Origin of the sequence: Novosphingobium sp. MD-1 (assembly GCF_001014975.1) — a bacterium.
In the GTDB taxonomy this organism is placed as follows: Bacteria; Pseudomonadota; Alphaproteobacteria; order Sphingomonadales; family Sphingomonadaceae; genus Novosphingobium.
The window spans coordinates 305,284-322,370 of the sequence record NZ_BBXA01000013.1; the positions used below are offsets into that span (position 1 = coordinate 305,284).

A 17,087-nucleotide genomic window follows, 5' to 3' on the forward strand; every position below is an offset into this window, starting at 1 on the left:
TTCCTGAACACAGGGAAATAAGAAGTGGCATTTGTGGCGTGCGAATGCTGCGCGCATGGTCTTCTCCTTTCCTCGGTTTAAGAACAGGCCGGATTTGGCTGAACGGGCCGGTAGTTCAGATTGACCTTTTCGGCAAGGCGCTCAAAAACATCCGCAGATTTTCGCCAGAGGCGTTGCTTGAAAACCATACTGTTCATTTGCAGCCAGAATCGCCTGCGCAGCCCTACAGCCGAACAAGTTTTCGCCCATTATCCGGGATTGGAGGTCTCTTCTGCGGGCACCAACCACGATGCTGAAAACCCACTGACCGCTGAACTGGTGTCATGGGCCGACATCATCGTGGTGATGGAAAAGCAGCATCGCGCCAAACTGCAACGACGATTCCGCAAGGCCCTGCGCGGGCAACGGATTATCTGTCTGGATATCCCCGACGATTATGCCTTCATGCAACCTGAACTCGTCGAACTGCTCAAGACACGCATGGCGCGCCATCTGCCCTGAGCATTTTATGAATGAACGACAAGTTTGGGTTGAGCCACCGGAGGCACTGAACGTCTACTTTAGAGGCGGAGCGTGACGCCGGCACGCTGGCGGCGGCTATCGCCATTCCCGCGCAAAAACCTGGCTTGGCGGACACGATAACATTGCGGCCATTCGTTTTTTGCGCAATTCATAGCCTCATGAATTGGCCATCGCTCCCAACCCAAGGCTTTCTGGCAGGGCGATCCGCGAAAATGGATGACGTTGACCAAGGTAACGCGGTTTTCTGCCAGCAATCGTCGGAAGGGGCGCAGCCTAGCGCTCTTGACGTTTTGATCCCGCAATACGCTTTGTGGCGCGGCGAAGACGGCGATCTGCCAAGCATTCTCGTTCAAGCCGAGGCACATATTCATGACCCACAAGGCGATCCCATTTTCGGGCTGAGAACTTTTGACGGCAACGCATTGGTCGCAGATGGCAGCGAGGTGGTTTTGCTGGGGCAGAATTTGCCGGATTAGGCAGCGAAGCGTCCGCTGCCCCGCCATTGGCGCCGAGCGGCGATGCTTGGGCGTCGTTGTAAGCCGCCGCTTGCCGCCTCTCCCCAGAAGATGAACGAAGGAGCGGTTTGGTGGCCGGCCCCCAGGCCGTGCAACGTCCCCTTTGAAGGCGGTAATTCCCACCGCGGCGGACTGGACGAACCCGACCAACCCCTGTCGTTCCCTTCCTGGCCTCGGCGACCGGCGTTCCCACTTCTGCCTGGTGCAGCGCAAACGCGATCTGCTCCGCTGTGAACTTCGACTTCTTCATGCAAAACCTCCAGCTGCGCGCAGCTTCGATTTTGCGAGATTCCTCTCATTCCCGCTGGAGGCATTTCCAGGGACAGGGTCAAACATCCTCTATCAGAGGCAGTAGAAGTCCAGCACGGTGGGGATGGTATCGTTGAGCAGCACGATCGTCTTGCCAGCGATCAGCCAGCGCTCGCCTTCGCGCCGCAACGCGTGCCGGTAGTGCCCGAAAAAGGTATGCGTCCGGCCTGATCGCTTGTCGAACAGATTGACCGCGAAATTCGACGCGACTTGCGCGCTCGCTTCGTCGGCCCTCACCAGCCTGACGTTGGTTATCAGGTGGACGGCTCGGATGCGCGGAGTGGAGGCCACCGATTGCCCGGAGCGCACCCGCCAGACGCGATCGGCCAGGTTGTTGCGCCCTTTGTAATAGATCAGCGAGAGTTCCGTATCGGGATCGGTGGTTGTCTCGGTCTCGTTCTTCCACGCCGGGATCCAGAAGCAGGCATCTTCCGCATAGAGATCCAGCCAATCGTCCCAGCGGCTTTCATCCAGGCATTCCGCTTCGCGATAGAGGATCGCTTCGGCATCTTTCAGCGACAGGGTCATTGGCCGATCACTCCCGCCATGCGGCGCGCCCATTCGCGATAGTAGCTCTGGAACAGCGTCTCGTCGCCAAGCTGCGCATCGGCCAGCACGCTGCGCGCGGGCTTCATGTCGATCAGGTCCGAGAAGGGGTTGCCCCCGGCCTTGCTGGCGGTGGTGCCCCGGGAATAGCCTTGCAGCCAGGGCTCGACGCGGCTGGCGAAGCCGCGCTGGCAGTTCTCGTAGCTTACGGTGTCGTCGGGCGTGGCCATGCCGCTGGGGTTGAAGAAATCCTCGTACTGGCGGATCCGCTGGCGCCGCGCCTGCGCGCTTTCGCCCTTGGGGGCGATGCACCAGGTGCGCATTTCGGTGAGGTCGGGTGCCAGCGGGCGGATGACGCGCAACTGGCTCGATGCGTTTTCGGCGATCTGCAGGTTGGGGAAGATCGACAGGTTGCGCATGTTGAACATCCAGTCGCGCTTGGCGGCGCCGTGGCGTTCGGCCAGCGCTTCGGCCTGTTCGAACAGCGGCAGCGCCTCGGTCACGCCGAAAATGCCCCAGTTCAGCACGTGGCCGTGCGGGAAGCTGAAGCTGCCGCCAGCCACGCCCTGCGCGTCCTCGCGCCAGTAATCGCTGCTTTCCCACACCGATTTCACCGCGACGCCGGTGTTGGCGGTCTGCCGCTGTTCGAGGATGCGGATGTAGGAAGGGTGCGTCGAGGTGAAGTGATAGGCGTCGGAGCAGTTTTCGAGCTGCAGCTTCCAGTTGGCCTGGAACGTGAAGGTGACGGCGCCCGGCACCAGTTCGAAGCCATCCGGGCCCTGGTCGGCAACGAGGTCCAGCAGCTTCGCCGCTTCGCCCAGATGCGTTTCGAGCGGCGGCACGTCGGCATCGAGGCTGCCGAACAGGAAGCCGCGATATTCGCCGAACGCGGGCAGGGCGGGCAGGTCGTGGCTCTGCGCATCGAAGCTCTCGGCATAGCAGCCGGCGCGCTTCAGTTTCACGCTCTTGTTGCGGCCCGCGCTGTCGAAGCTCCAGCTGTGGTAAGGGCACACGTGCAGGCGCGCATTGCCGGCCAGCGTCTGCGCCACGCGCGATCCGCGATGCGGGCAGGAATTGACGAAGGCCCCGAGCGCGCCACTCCCATCGCGGCTGACCAGCACGGGCACGCGGCCGATATCGGTGGTGAAGAAGTCGTGCGGATCGCGCGCCTGATCGGCGATGCCGAGGAACACCCATCCGCTTTCGAAGATCCGCCGCATTTCCAGATCGAACACGCCGGGATCGTCGAAGATCGCCCGGCTGACGCGGAAGATGCCTTCGTCGGGGCGGTCGTCGATCAGGTCCGAAAGGCGTCCGGTGAACATTGTCCTTGTCCCGTTCATGGTGTCCCGCTCATGGCAGTTCCCGTCAATCGACCAGCACTTCGACCAGCGTTGGCCCTCGTGCCGCGAAGGAAGCGGCAAGCGCGCCGTCAAGCGCTTCTAACGTATCGACGCGCGTGGCCGAAACGCCCTGGCCCCGGGCAAGCGCGCAGAAGTCGATATCGTCGAGCGCCGTCCCCAGCGTCTGCTGCAAGCCGAAGTGGCGGCCGAAGTTGATCAGCGCCTCGTAGCGCCGGTTGTTCACGATCACGAAGCTGATCGGCAGGCCCAGTTGCGCGGCCGACCACAGCCCTTGAATGGCATACATGCTCGATCCATCGCCCAGAATGGCGATGACCTTGGCATCGGGGCGACCCAGCGCGACACCGATCGAGGCTGGCAGTCCGTGGCCAAGCCCCCCGCTGGCGCAGGTGAAGAAGCCGCCCGCATCCAGGATCGGGAGATGATCGTGCATGGCGCCACGGCTGGATGGCGCTTCCTCCACGATCACCGACCCGGCCGGCCGCAGGCGGGCGATCTGCTGGAGCAGGTAAGCGTCGGTCAGCCCGGAGGCCGCGAGCGGCGCGGGAATTTCGCGGCCGGCCGGCCGCGTGCGTGCCTTCGGCGCCGGGCCTCCCAGCAGCCGCGCCAATGCGCTTTTGGCATCGGCGATCACGGCCGCGCCATCGGGCGCCCAGCTAGCCACCGCGATGGAATCGACGATGTGGTAGAGTTGCGCGCCTTCCGGCAGGTGCGGTCCAAACCCCTCGGTGTGGTAAAGCGACAAGGGGCCGCCCACGACCAGGATAAGATCGTGCCCCGAAAGGTCGTGGACGATTGCTTCCCGGCCCGGGTTGAGAAAGCCCGCGAACAGGGGATGCCGCTCGGGAAAGACCTCGCGCGCGGCGAACGGCGCGGCCCAGACCTTGGCCGAATGGCGTTCCGCCAGCGCGATCGCTTCCTGCCACGCGCCATCGCGCGCGATGCCAGCACCCAGCACGAAGGCCGGGGCGTTTGCCCGCGCCAGCACGCCGGCGATCTCGTCCAGCAGCAGCGGGTCGCCGGGATTGCGAGCGACCACGCGGCGCGGCGCGATCGGATCGCAGGGCTGGTCCCAGTCATCCACCGGTACAGAAACGAACGTGGGGCCGCACGGCGGCTCCATCGCGACGTAATAGGCGCGCGCGATCGCGGCCGGCACATCCTGCGCGCGCGCGGGCTCGACCGCCCATTTCACGTAAGGGCGCGGAAATTCGGTGGGGCGTTCGGCGAAGAGGAACGGTTCGAACGGCAGGATCGATCGTGCCTGCTGCCCTGCCGTCACCACCAGCGGGGTCTGGTTCTTGAACGCTGTGAACAGGTTGCCGAGCGAATGGCCCACGCCGGCCGCCGAGTGCAGGTTGACCAGCGCGGCATTGCCGGTCGCCTGGGCAAAGCCATCGGCCATGCCCATCACGATCGATTCCTGCAGCCCCAGGATATAGCGGAAGTCCTCAGGAAAATCCCGGAACATCGGCAGCTCGGTCGACCCCGGATTGCCGAACACCGTGGCCATGCCCAGCGTGCGTAGCAGCGAAAGCGTTGCATCGCGAACCGTGTGCATGATCTTGCTGTTCCCCGTTCTTCGCCCGTCTTATCGGCCGACAAGGCAACCGCCGCCATTGCGGAATTTTGCAAAAGTCATAAAGATTATGCATGGCTTTTGATCAGCGAGAATTGCGGGCATTCCTCGCCGTGGTCGACCGGGGCAGCCTGGGACGGGCGGCCGAAGCGGCCCTCATGACGCAGCCGGCTCTCAGCCGCCTGATTGGCGAGATGGAACGGCGCTTCGGCCAGCCGCTGTTCGATCGGCACAGCAAGGGGATGGCGCCGACCGCGGCCGGGGAAACGCTGATTCCGCACGCCCGCCTGCTGCTGTTCGAGATGGAACAGGCAACCGATGCGCTCGACGCCCTGCGTGGCCTGGGGCGCGGACGGCTGCGTGTGGGCGCGGTGGTGGCCGTTGCGCGCACCATGCTGCCCGGCATGATCGCGGCCCTGCTGGACATGGCGCCGGGCCTGCACATCGACTTGCTGGACGCGCCCGAAGACCGGCTGGTCCAGGCGCTGGCTGGACGGGAGATCGACGTGGCGATTGCCCCGGAACTCGCGCCGCATCCCGACATCTGGCCGATGGCGGAATTGGCCTACACCGATAGCTACACCGCCTTCGCAGCGGCGCGGCATCCGCTGGCCGGGGTGAAGGAGGTGCCATTGAGTGCGGCGCTGGGGCAGCGTTGGACCATGCCGGAGATCGGCAGCACGCCGCGCATGCTGTTTCACCGCCTCGTCACCGCGCAGGGCGAAGCGTTGCCCGACGTGGCGGTCGAAACCGGTTCGATCGGCACCATGCTGGCGACCGTTGCCGCCAGTTCCCTGCTGGGCTGGTTGCCGATGCCCTTGCTCCATGCTGAATTGCAGCGGGGCGCCATCTTGCCGGTCCGGGTGAAGGCCCTGGAAATCGAGCGCCGTTTCTATGTCTACACGCGCCGGCGGGGTAGCGTGGTTCCGGCTGCGCGGCGCTTGTTCGAACTGCTGCCGCTGGCGCAGGGCGTGGTGAAGGGCGGGGCGACGCCGCTTGCGAGATCGGGAGCCACTGGTTAGCTGGCTACGATTGCCGCAGCCCGCCCCCCCGGGCGCGCGGGCGAATGATGCGGGAGAATGCGGATGCGCGAAGTGGTGATCGTCGGCGCCGGCGCGATGGGCTGCCTGTTCGCGGCCAAGCTGGCGGAATCGGGTGTTTCCGTAACGCTTGTTGACGTGGACCGCGCGCGTCTGGAATCGCTGGCCCGCGATGGCATCACGCTGGCCGACGATGACGGCGAGCGGCGAATCCCCATAAAGGCGAAGCTGGCAGCGGATGTGGCGGGGCCGGTCGATCTGGTGCTGCTGTTCACCAAGTCCATGCACAGCGGCTCTGCCATCGCGTCGGTAGCGCACCTGGTGCAGGCGTCTGCCTTAGCGCTGACGTTGCAAAACGGCATCGGCAATGCCGAGGCGATCGCGGAGGTTTTCCCTGCGGAACAGGTGCTGATGGGCGTGACCGATATGCCCGCCGATCTGGAAGCGCCCACCCGCGTCTCCTCGCACGGCCACGGTACCGTCAGGCTGGGCAGTTACCGGCCCCCGGGCGATGACGGCGCGAAAGCGGCCGTGGCCCTGCTGCGTGGCGCGGGCATCGATGCCCACCACGATGCCGCGATCGAAGGCGGCGTCTGGGAAAAGGTTGCGTTCAATGCGGCGCTCAATTCGATCGCGACCGTCACGGGGCTGACCGTGGGCGGCATGGATACCCCGGCCGGCCGACGGGTGGCCTTTGCCATCGCGCGGGAAGTGGCGGCGACGGCGGCGGCAAAGGGCCTGTCGATCGATATCGCGCGGATCGAGGGCAAGATCGATTTCGCGCTGAAGCATCATCGCCAGCACAAGGCATCCATGCTGCAGGACCGACTGGCGGGCCGCCGGACCGAGATCGAGGCGATCAACGGTGCCGTTGCGCGCGAAGCGGAACGTCTGGGGGTGGAGGTGCCCGTCACTGCCACGCTGGCGGATCTGGTGAGGCTGAACGAGCCGGTCTGACTTTTTTGCAAATCGTATTGATAAATCACCAACCATCCGCCACACACGGGGGCACAAACGGCGTGCCGGCAGACGGTACGGGTGCGGACAAGCGAAAGCGGTAAAGCGCCGCCCGGAGGAGAGCAATGCGGACAGGTGATGACGAACGGATGTTGTCGACGGGCTATCGTCGCACTTTCATCACCATGAGCTTCCTGGTCGCGACGTTCAATTTCGCCGATCGGTCGGTGTTTGCCGTCACCGCGCAGCAGATCAAGGTCGATCTGCAATTGACCGATTTCCAGCTCGGCATTCTTCAGGGGCTGGCGTTCGCGCTGCTTTACGCGGTGCTGGGCGTGCCGATCGGCCGGCTGGCCGAACGCATGTCGCGCGTGCGGATCATCACCGCCGCGATCCTGTTCTGGTCGACCATGACGATGGCCTGTTCGGCAGTGGGCAATTTCGCGCAGATGATGCTGTGCCGTGTGGGCGTGGGCATGGGCGAGGCCGGATCGCAACCGGCCACGTCATCGCTGGTGGGCGACCTTTTCCCGCGCGAACGCCGGGCATCGGTGATGGGCCTGATCCTGCTGGGATCGCCGATCGGCAGCTTTATCGGCGCCTCGGTCGGCGGTGCCGTGACGGGCCTTTGGGGATGGCGCGCGGCCTTCATCGTGATGGGACTGCCGGGCGTGGTGATCGGCCTGTTGTTCATCCTGCTGGTGCGCGAACCGCGCCGGGGGCTGGCGGACAACATGCCGCCGGTGAAGACGCCGGCGCCCGATTTCCGGGCGTTCCTGAAAGTGGTGGCCAGCAAGCCAGCGTTGATGTTCGTCATCGCGGGCGGGGCGCTTGCCGGCTTCGGCATGAGTTCGATCTCGCAATTCCTCGCCGTCTATCTCAGCCGGGTTTACGATCTGCCGGCGCGGTCTGCGGGCGCGCTCTATGGCACGATCTCGGCGCTGGCACTGGGCAGCGGCCTGCTTATCGGCTCGTTCGGCACCGATTGGCTCGCACGGCGGGGCGATGGGCGCTGGCCGGCGTGGGGCGCTGCGATCGGCCTGTTCATTGCGCCGTTCTTTTACTGGATCGCGTTCAGCGCCGCATCGCCCCTGCTTGGCACCGTGCTGCTGGTGATTTCGGGCTGCTTCCTGCTGCTATACTACGGCCCCACCATCGGCATGATCCAGAATCTGCTGGAGCCGCGGATGCGGGCGACCGGGGCGGCCGTGTTCGGCATGTTCTACACGCTGGTCGGCTATGGCGGTGGACCGACCTTCGTCGGCTGGATGAGCGATCGCTTCGCCTCCTCCGCTTTCCAGGGTGGGGATTATCTGACGCAGTGCCATGCGATGAAGGCGGGGGCGCAGGCCGTGGACGCCCTCCAGCACGCCTGCGCGGCGGCGGCGGCGACTGGCGTGCGGTCGGCGCTGATGTCGGCGGTGTGTGTGTTCTTCATCGCCGGGGCGATGTTCCTGCTGGCCGCGCGCACGCTGCGCCGCGATTACTTCGTGGCGGAAGAGGCGGCGGCATGAGCGCGCAAGGCGCTGCGGCCGTGGCCGATGCGCGCAACCGCAACGCTTCGCCGGCCGCGCGCCCCGTTACGCGGATGACGTGATCGTCCAGCGCAGGCCGCGCGCGGATCGTGGAAGAGGTGCGCACGCGCCTTTGCGCGGGAAGACAGGTCCGCTTTGCACTTGTCGTGCATATTGCTCGTCTCAGGCGCTCTCGTGTCTATGGCAGGGGCCAATCAGACGAATGATTTGGGCCACCACGATGTGGACGATTGACATGGCCTTTGTTGGAAGGATGAACCCTGTGCGCAATCAGCCTGCGAACAAGGCCACTGCGGCCATGGTCAGCATGGTCTGGCGCGGCGAACGCGATCGCAACCGCGCGGTCCTGCGGGCGCGGGAGCGGCCTGTTCTGGAAGGCATCGCGCGATGACCTGCGCGGTTGTGTTCGGCGCCGGTGGCGGGGTTGGCGGCGCTCTGGTGGATCGTTTGGCCGCTTGCGGCCGCTACGCACATATCCATGCGGGATCGCGTCGCCCCCTGCCGCCTCGACCGCAACAGGTCCCTTTCCTGTATGACCTGACCGATGAAAGCAGCATCATCAATGCCTGCTCGATCCTGGAGACACCGCCCGATCTGGTGCTGGTAGCAAGCGGTCTGCTTCACGACCAATCCGGAGCGGTGATGCCTGAAAAGACGCTGCGGGCGATACAGCCCGAAGCCATGGCCCGGATGTTCGCGGTCAACACGATCGGTCCGGCGCTCATCGCCAAACACTGGTTGCCCAGGCTGCCCAAGGACCGGCGTGCGGTGTTTGCGGTTCTTTCCGCGCGCGTGGGTTCGATTGGCGACAACCGGCTGGGGGGATGGCATGGTTATCGCGCCAGCAAAGCCGCGCTCAACATGCTGATTGCCAATTTCGCCATCGAGATGCGGCGGACGCATCCCCTGGCGGTCATCGTGGCGTTGCATCCCGGCACCGTGGCCACCGGCCTTTCCCGACCATTCCAGTCAGGTGTAGCGCCGGGTCAGCTGTTTTCGCCGGAAACAGCCGCCGCGCATCTGCTTGATGTGATCGACCGCCTCACGCCGGAGGACAGCGGCGGCTTTTTTGCTTGGGACGGCACACGCATACCATGGTGAGCGTGCGAGCACGCCTGACCAGCCAGCTTGTTTGGCTTATGGGGCAGGCGCAAGCGCGGGACCGGCCAGAAAGGCATCTGCCTGATCCAGCAATTCGCGCCGATGATCGGGCGGGAATTTGTCCCATACGCGCACCATCTGCGCCATGCGGCCGTTGCTCCGTAATGTGGCCGCATGGGTGGCGATGAAGCGCCAATACAGGAAGTTGAAGGGGCACGCCTGTGGCCCCACCCGTGCCTTGACGTTGTAGGCGCAGGTGCCGCAATAGTCGCTCATCCGCTGAATGTAGGCACCGCTCGCGGCATAGGGTTTGCTGGCCAGCAAACCGCCGTCGGCAAACTGGCTCATGCCAATGGTGTTGGGCAGCTCAACCCATTCGAACGCGTCGGCGTAGACCGCCAGATACCATTCGTGCAAAGCGTGGGGATCGACGCCGGCGAGCAAGGCAAACGTGCCTGTCACCATCAGCCGCTGAATGTGGTGGGCATAGGCCTCCTCGCGGGTCTGGGCGATGCAGGCGCGCAGGCAGGCCATGGGTGTTTCGCCGCTCCAGTAGAACCACGGCAACGGGCGCCGCGCATCCAGCGCGTTGACTCTCGCGTAGTCGGGGCCTTGCCACCAGTAAATGCCGCGCACGAATTCACGCCAACCGATGATCTGCCGGATGAAACCTTCCGCGCTGTTCAGCGGCACGCGGCCAGCGCGCCATTCTTCCTCGACCGCCCGGCACATTTCCAGCGGATCGAGCAACCCCAGATTGAGGTAGATCGAGACCACGGCGTGGCACAGAAATCGGTGGCCGCTCAGCATGGCATCCTGATACCGGCCAAAATCGCGCAGGCCGTGGCGCAGGAAATGGTCAAAGGCGGCCCTTGCACCGGATCGGGTCGTGGCGAACCAGAACGGCTCAAGATCGCCGAAGTGATCGGGAAAGCGTCGCGCTACCAGATCGAGTACGTCCCGTGTGATCGCGTCGGGAGCGAAGCGCGCGGGCTGGGGTAGCCCCAATGCCCCCGGCGGCGGAGCGCGGTTGTCGTGATCGAAATTCCATTGCCCTCCGGCGGGCTGCTCGCCGTCCATCAACAGCCCCGTCTTGCGCCGCATCAGGCGATAGAAATGTTCCATGCGCAGGCTCTTGCGCGCCTCGGCCCAGCGCACGAATCCGTGGCGGTCGGCCAGAAAGCGCGTATCGGGCAACAGCTCGGCCCAGGCGCTCATCTCTTCCATCAACCGCCATTCGCCGGGCTCGGTCGCAAGGATGCTGCTGGCGCCATACCGCGCCATGGCCCGATGGGCTTCTCCACGCAGGCTGCCAGTGTTATCCGGATCGTCGAGCCGGACATAATCCACCTTCCAGCCAAGGGTGCGAAGCTCCGCGGCGAAATGGCGCATCGCCGACAGGACCAGGGCGATCTTCTTCTTGTGGTGCCGGATATAGGTCGTTTCCGCCGCCACTTCGGCCATCAGCACGATATCGCTCGCCGGATCGGCGGCGCACAACGATGAGAGCGAAGGCGTCAACTGATCGCCCAGAATCAGGATAAGCCGTGTCATGGCAAGCTGCTATCCGCGCAGGGACGCGCTGCAATCCTGCCTTTTGGGGCAGCCGCGCGATGCCGTGCCCTGCTGCGGATGAGAAACTCAGTCCCGCGTGCGGGTCGGGCTGGTGAGCGCACATAGCTATCTCAACTTTGCTGATCCGAACAAAGCAAGCCAGCGGTTCTTCCCGAAACGGACGACAAGCGCGCCCAGCGGGCCGCTGCCGCTAACGCGGCTTGTCCGCGAGAACCTCGTCGGTACTGACCAAGCGGATTTCGCGGAGGACCCCGAGATAGCGTTCGTAATAGGGCTTGTGCGATGAGCCGACGATGGCCAGCACTCGCGTCCCGGGCGTTGGCCCCATGGCCTCGCGCATGTTCGCAACCATGCGGAGGTTGCGCGTTTCCCAATAGGCAAGATAGCGCCGGCCATAGCGTTGTTCGGCGGGGTCAGCGGCGGCGGCGGCAAAATCCGACGCCACGGCGTATCGGGCTGCAGCCAGGCTGTTCTCGCCGCGATAGACCGATAGCACCGCCCCATTCTTGAGCCGTGACGGAACCTGTTCGAGCAACGGTCTGCGTTCGTGTGACCAGAGGTTATCCCACAGCCGCTGGATCGCCGCGTCCATTTCGGCGTTGCTGGGCCCCGACGCACGATCACCGGTGTGGTCGTCCACGGGCCAGACGCGTTCCAGACCAAGACGCGCGGCCACCACGGCCGCCACTTCGCGATTTTCATTCGGCCGCTTGCCGATCGCGGCTATCGTTCCCAACAAGGCATCGGTCAGGCCGTCCGCCGCGACGCGGTCCGGTTCGGCCAGACGCAACCACTGCACCCTGGCCGAAGCGGGATCCCCGGCCGCGAGAAACAGCGTGGCCAGCCGACGCCGTTCGGCTGCGGGGCGGTCGGCCCGGTCGGTTGCCAGCAGCCGGGCAATTTCTGCTTCGGCGCCGGCCTGATCGAGGTGCAGCGCGGCCCGCGCCGCGCTGGCGTCGGGGCAATAATCCTCCGCAACGCCCGGGTAAAAGGCGGCGAACGCTCGCAGATAGTCGCACTGCGCACCGCCTACTGCCTCAATCATGATCATGCGGGGGCGCCAGGCCTGCAAACGGACCAGAAGCGGCTCGAACTGAGCGCGATCAAAATCGGGCGGAAGCATGCTGAGGTGCGGAGTGCCCAGCACCAGGACTTCGGTCTTTGGCTCGCGCAGGGCGGAGTCCGCCAGCCAGACCGCCCGAGCCACCGGCGTGGGCGGGTTGACCTCACGGGCCGGCGCGGTTGGCCCGGCCAGCGCTGCTGCCGCAGCCAATAGAAATCCAGAAATCGCCATGATTTGCACCCCGTTGCCAAGTAGGGCGACTGTCTGCGGCCTTCGCTTCTAACGCAAGCAATGAGCGGCGCAATTGGCCCACTTCAGACGTTCCCTGATTATCTCGCAACCGTTTTATGGGCATTGATTGACCATCTCGCGGCGGCGTTTCCCAAATGAGAGATCGCCCCAGGAGCGCACGTTCGAGAATGCCCCGGGGCCTCGCAACCGTGTGTTCAACGTCACGATGGCGTGTTGGCATGACGGATTCTGGAAAAGAGTTATTTATTTCAGATATATAACCTATGAGAGGGCCAATTACCTCAAGCGTCCGACGCCGGCAGACTGAACCGTCCCGGCATTCCCGGGTGCGTCTAAGCAAGGACTGGCACGATTTCCGCACCAAACTGGATGCCATCCACCCGAAGTGGAGCGATACAATGCGCTTTGACTTCATGAACGACTGAGGCGTAGCATATGACCACCGATCCAAAGCGATCCCAACTCGACAAATTCAAGGAAGCCGCCCGCGCGCTAGAGACGGACGACGACCCGGAGCGCTTCAAGGATAGGCTTGCGATGGTCGTGAGGCATAAGCCGGTGCCGGAGAAACCCGAGTGAATCCTGATGTAGTTCGTTACCTTCTGATTGCGTTCGCAATCTACATGGTCCTTAAAACGGCGACGGCAAAAAGGCGCGGATCATTCCTGACCATATTTGGTAACATTCGTCCGGAAGAGAATCCCAACGGATTTCGGGCCTGTCTCATTGGTGGATATGCGCTCGCCAGCGCCTTATTGTTGGCGGCGATCTTTCTATCTGCGTGGCAACCTCTCTTGACGGGTTTGTAAACTACATAATCGCCTATACAATGGACACGGTGCCTTGGGGTTGCTGACCGTGGTGATCGTCGTCTTGCCGCGCCGAACCCCTGAGCCCCATGGCTGCCATCAGGCGCTCCACGGTTCGCCGGGCGACCGCCACCCCATCGCGCAGCAACTGATCAGACCTTGCGCGCCGCAGTTCCTTCACCTCTCGTTTCAGCAGCTTGAGCCGGGCCTTGCTCATCACGAAAGCTCCTTCTCACAAATCGGAGCCTCCGCGAATGCCGGGGCGGTTCGCATGTTTGTCCGATCGCACGATCGTTCGCGTGGTTCTTTACCATGGCGGCTGCGGTGCTCGGAACCTTTTGGTAAATTGAGCGTAATCCCGCGGACGTGAATTGGTTGTTGTTGGCGGGCGCGTTGCAGCGGCCTCGCTTGCAACTCGATCCTAGGGGGCTTCGATCACCAAACCTGGTTGTCTTGTCGGGCATCTTCCCGAACTCGTTGCCGTTGCGAGGATGCCTTGATGCGTCGGCTCGACGCCGCTCGCGTCCGCATCGGGACGCTCATCGGCCTCATCGCCGGGTTGGCGTTCTTCGCCGCGAGCAGCTACATATCCTACTCGAACATACAGGCGGTTGGTAACGCCGACGCTTCGGTACGCGATACGCACAATATGCTGGTGGCGCTCAACCGGCTCCTCTCCACGCTGCAGGATGCCGAAACCGGCCAGCGCGGCTATATCCTGACCGGCAAGGAGACCTACCTGCAGCCCTACCATCAGGCCGTGTCCGACGTCCGCGACCGGCTTGATGCGGTACAGGATTTGACGGTCAACGATCCGGTGCAATCCAACAACTTGCGGGATTTGCGCCCGCATGTGATCGCAAAGCTGGCCGAGCTTACACGGACCATAGAACTGCGCCAGGCCAAGGGGTTCGGACCGGCGGTCACGGCGGTTTCCACGGACGTGGGGCAGCAGGAAATGGCCGCGATCCGGCGGCAGATCGAAGTCATGAACTCCGAGGAAGTTCGGCAGCGCTCTTTGCGGCTGGAGGAGATGGCATCCGCTTCCCGCGGGGCAGTCAGCAGCAGCATTATCGCTGGGCTGATCGGTTCGATCCTGACTATCGCCATTTTCCTGCTTGTTCAGCGCAACGCAGCAATCAAGGCGCGGCAGGACTGGCTGCGCACTGGCCAGCTGGAACTCGCCGATGTGATCCGTGGCGACAAGGGCGTCGAACAGATCGGCGAGGAAGCGATGGCATTCCTGGCCGCCTATCTCGGCTTTCAGGCGGGTGCCCTGTTCAAGGGAGATGGTGGCCATTTCCGACGCATTGCAACGCTGGGCGTGCCGGCAGACGGCGCAATGCCCCACAGTTTTTCCCTTGGCGACGGGCTGCTTGGCCAGGTGGCAAACTCGGGCGCGCCAATCGTCATCAACGACCTGCCCGACGACTACCTTACCATCGGATCAGCGTTCGGGCGCTCGCAGCCCCGTCATCTGGTGATCGCGCCGACGACCGCGGACGGCTTGGTCAACGGCGTGATCGAGCTGGGCTTCTTCGATCCCGTTCCGGCGCGTGTGCTCGAGTTTCTGGCTGGATCTGCGGACAGTCTGGGTATTGCCTTGCGATCGGCCCGCTTCCGCACCCGTTTGCAGGATGCGCTGGAAGAGACACAGCGGCAGAAGGCCGAGCTTCAGGCGCAAAGCGAAGAGCTCCGCGTGTCGAACGAAGAGCTGGAGGAGCAGGGGCGTGCCCTGAAAGAATCGCAGGTTCGCCTCGAACAGCAGCAAGTGGAGCTTGAGCAGACCAACAGCGAACTGGAAGAACAGGCCCAAACGCTGGAGATGCAGCGCACCATGCTGGAGCAATCCGCCGCATCGCTGGAAAGCAAGGCGCAGGAACTGGCACAGGCAAGTCAGTACAAGTCCGATTTCCTTGCCAACATGAGCCATGAACTGCGCACTCCGCTCAATTCGCTGCTGATCCTGTCAAAGCTTCTGGGCGACAATGCCGACGGCAACCTGTCGCCCGATCAGGTCCAGTTCGCGCGGACGATCCAGTCCTCGGGCAATGACCTGCTCATGCTGATCAACGATATCCTTGATCTCTCGAAGATCGAGGCGGGGCACGTGAAGATCCAGCCGGAACCGTTGGCGCTCCAACGGCTGGTGGGCGATCTCAGGCAGATTTTCGCGCCGGTGGCGGATCAGCGCGGCGTCGAGCTGGAACTGGTGGTACGGCCCGGCGTGCCGGCCGCGATCGAGACTGACCGGTTGCGTCTGGAGCAAGTCCTGCGCAACCTGCTGTCCAATGCCTTCAAGTTCACCGAGAGCGGCACTGTCAGCCTGGAAATCGCACCGGCCGGGGAAGGGCAGGTCGCCTTTGCGGTTACCGACACCGGGATCGGCATTTCCCCCGAACAGCAAGAGGCGATCTTCGGCGCCTTCCAGCAGGCCGACAGCGCGATCAGCCGCAAATACGGCGGAACCGGGCTTGGTCTGTCGATCTCGCGGGAACTGGCGCGGCTGCTGGGCGGCACGATCGCGCTGGTCAGCACGGTGGGCAAGGGCAGCACGTTCACGCTGACGCTGCCCGAGTTCTATGATGCCGCTGCCGTTGTTCCCGCGGCGGCACTGCCGGCCACGCCGCGGACGGCGGACGCTGCCGCGGTGACGCCGGATGATCCTCGTCTTGCCCCGCGGCGGGTATCGAACGCGGTGGCGGACGATCGCGACAGGCTGGACCGGAGCCGACGGCTTTTGCTGGTGGTGGAGGACGACGTGCCGTTCGCCCAGATCGTGCGCGACCTCTCCCAGGAAATGAACTTCCAGTGCATAGTGGCTGGCAGCGCGGAAGAGGCGATCCACCTGGCCGCCCTGCATCGGCCGAGCGCCATCGTGCTGGATCTCGGCCTGCCGGACCAGTCCGGACTGACCGTGCTTGACCGCCTCAAGCACGAGGACCAGACGCGACACATCCCGATCCACGTGATCTCGGCCAGCGATCACGCGCAGACGGCGCTGGCACTTGGTGCGGTCGGCTACCATGTCAAGCCGATCCGCCGGGAAGACCTCGCCGATGTGCTGGGCAAGCTCCAGGACCAGTTGGCGACCCGGCTGCGCCGGGTGCTGATCGTGGAGGACGACGCGGTGCAGCGTGATGCGGTGAGCAGGCTGCTGTGGACCGGCGATGTCGAGACGGTCGGAGTGGGTACGGCTGCCGAATGTCTTGAAAAGCTCGACCAGGAGACGTTCGATTGCATGGTGCTTGACCTGACCTTGCCGGACCGGTCAGGGATGGAGCTGCTTGAGACCCTGAGCCGCAACGAGGAGAAAAGCTTCCCGCCCGTGATCGTCTACACCGGGCACGATCTGTCGGTTGAGGAGGAACAGCGGCTGCGGCGCTTGTCCAGCTCGATCATCATCAAGGGCGCCAAGTCGCCCGAGCGGTTGCTCGACGAAGTAACCCTCTTCCTGCACAAGGTGGTTTCCGAACTGCCGCCGGAACAGCAACGCATGCTGCAGAAGGCCCGCTTCCGTGACGCGGTGCTGGAAGGCCGGCGCATATTGATCGTCGAAGACGATGTGCGAAACGTCTACTCGCTGAGCAGCGTGCTGGAGCCGCGCGGCGCGAAGATCGCGATTGCGCGCAACGGACGCGAAGCGATCGAGGCGCTCGATGCCAGTGCGGCCAACCTCGCCGACGCGATCGATCTCGTTCTGATGGACGTGATGATGCCGGTGATGGACGGGCTCTCGGCGGCGCGGGAAATTCGTGGCGATCCGCGCTGGAAGAACCTGCCGATCGTGATGCTGACGGCAAAGGCGATGCCGGACGACCAGGAAAAGTGCCTGGCGGCAGGGGCGAACGACTACATGGCGAAGCCGATCGACGTGGACAAGCTGCTCAGCCTCGTCCGCGTGTGGATGCCCCGGTGAT

14 protein-coding genes and 1 pseudogene are annotated in these 17,087 nt (G+C 64.0%); 9 read left to right on the forward strand and 6 right to left on the reverse strand.

Translation table 11 applies throughout. From position 1 onward, the window contains the following. Nucleotides 1-177 precede the first annotated feature (177 nt). A complete protein-coding gene (locus NMD1_RS01925; protein ID WP_125953384.1) occupies nt 178-501 on the forward strand; it encodes a low molecular weight protein tyrosine phosphatase family protein in 324 nt (107 codons plus the stop codon). A gap of 233 nt (nt 502-734) precedes the next feature. After that, nucleotides 735-998: a hypothetical protein gene (locus tag NMD1_RS21320; RefSeq protein WP_199558064.1), complete on the forward strand. Its 264-nt coding sequence runs from the start codon at nt 735-737 to the stop codon at nt 996-998. 381 nt (nt 999-1,379) lie between these two features. Here the strand turns inward: NMD1_RS21320 and NMD1_RS01935 are convergent, their stop codons facing one another. Genes NMD1_RS01935 through mdlC form a run of 3 tightly spaced genes read right to left on the reverse strand, consistent with a single transcriptional unit; the run spans nt 1,380 to nt 4,817 of the window. After that, on the reverse strand, nt 1,380-1,874 hold the full coding sequence (locus tag NMD1_RS01935; RefSeq protein WP_233497299.1) for an aromatic-ring-hydroxylating dioxygenase subunit beta: 495 nt from the start codon (nt 1,872-1,874) through the stop codon (nt 1,380-1,382). Beyond that, nucleotides 1,871-3,217: an SRPBCC family protein gene (locus NMD1_RS01940; RefSeq protein WP_125953387.1), complete on the reverse strand. Its 1,347-nt coding sequence runs from the start codon at nt 3,215-3,217 to the stop codon at nt 1,871-1,873. Before NMD1_RS01940 ends, NMD1_RS01935 begins: the two co-directional genes overlap by 4 nt. Before the next feature lie 43 nt (nt 3,218-3,260). Next, nucleotides 3,261-4,817, reverse strand: coding sequence for a benzoylformate decarboxylase (mdlC, locus tag NMD1_RS01945; protein WP_125953388.1), 1,557 nt, complete (start codon nt 4,815-4,817; stop codon nt 3,261-3,263). A gap of 92 nt (nt 4,818-4,909) precedes the next feature. Between mdlC and NMD1_RS01950 the strand changes: the two genes are divergently transcribed. The 5 genes from NMD1_RS01950 to NMD1_RS01965 all read left to right on the forward strand — a co-directional run bounded on the left by NMD1_RS01950 (nt 4,910) and on the right by NMD1_RS01965 (nt 9,468). After that, nucleotides 4,910-5,857, forward strand: a complete 948-nt coding sequence (locus NMD1_RS01950; protein WP_125953389.1) for a LysR family transcriptional regulator — start codon at nt 4,910-4,912, stop codon at nt 5,855-5,857. Nucleotides 5,858-5,920: 63 nt separating this feature from the next. After that, complete coding sequence (locus NMD1_RS01955; RefSeq protein WP_233497300.1) at nt 5,921-6,832, forward strand: ketopantoate reductase family protein; 912 nt, start codon at nt 5,921-5,923, stop codon at nt 6,830-6,832. Nucleotides 6,833-6,957: 125 nt separating this feature from the next. After that, nucleotides 6,958-8,346: an MFS transporter gene (locus tag NMD1_RS01960; protein ID WP_125953391.1), complete on the forward strand. Its 1,389-nt coding sequence runs from the start codon at nt 6,958-6,960 to the stop codon at nt 8,344-8,346. Between the two features lie 283 nt (nt 8,347-8,629). After that, nucleotides 8,630-8,758, forward strand: coding sequence for a hypothetical protein (locus NMD1_RS21660; RefSeq protein WP_255352085.1), 129 nt, complete (start codon nt 8,630-8,632; stop codon nt 8,756-8,758). Next, entirely contained in the window at nt 8,755-9,468 is a 714-nt protein-coding gene (locus tag NMD1_RS01965) for an SDR family NAD(P)-dependent oxidoreductase (RefSeq protein ID WP_125953392.1), read from the forward strand. Before NMD1_RS21660 ends, NMD1_RS01965 begins: the two co-directional genes overlap by 4 nt. Nucleotides 9,469-9,504: 36 nt before the next feature. Here the strand turns inward: NMD1_RS01965 and NMD1_RS01970 are convergent, their stop codons facing one another. Then, nucleotides 9,505-11,022: a cryptochrome/photolyase family protein gene (locus tag NMD1_RS01970; protein ID WP_125953393.1), complete on the reverse strand. Its 1,518-nt coding sequence runs from the start codon at nt 11,020-11,022 to the stop codon at nt 9,505-9,507. Nucleotides 11,023-11,233: 211 nt separating this feature from the next. Beyond that, nucleotides 11,234-12,337 (reverse strand): DUF5694 domain-containing protein, encoded by a 1,104-nt coding sequence (locus tag NMD1_RS01975; protein WP_233497340.1) that lies wholly within the window; start codon nt 12,335-12,337, stop codon nt 11,234-11,236. A gap of 456 nt (nt 12,338-12,793) precedes the next feature. On the opposite strand from NMD1_RS01975, the gene NMD1_RS21325 reads away from it, so the two are divergent. After that, the gene (locus NMD1_RS21325) at nt 12,794-12,937 is read left to right on the forward strand and encodes a hypothetical protein (protein ID WP_199558040.1); all 144 of its coding nucleotides are present in this window, start codon (nt 12,794-12,796) and stop codon (nt 12,935-12,937) included. 248 nt (nt 12,938-13,185) lie between these two features. Here NMD1_RS21325 and NMD1_RS21330 read toward each other — a convergent pair. After that, nucleotides 13,186-13,360, reverse strand: a pseudogene (locus NMD1_RS21330) (IS3 family transposase); the annotation flags it as partial. A gap of 306 nt (nt 13,361-13,666) precedes the next feature. On the opposite strand from NMD1_RS21330, the gene NMD1_RS01985 reads away from it, so the two are divergent. Further along, a complete protein-coding gene (locus tag NMD1_RS01985; protein WP_125953395.1) occupies nt 13,667-17,086 on the forward strand; it encodes a response regulator in 3,420 nt (1,139 codons plus the stop codon). Nucleotide 17,087 lies beyond the last annotated feature (1 nt).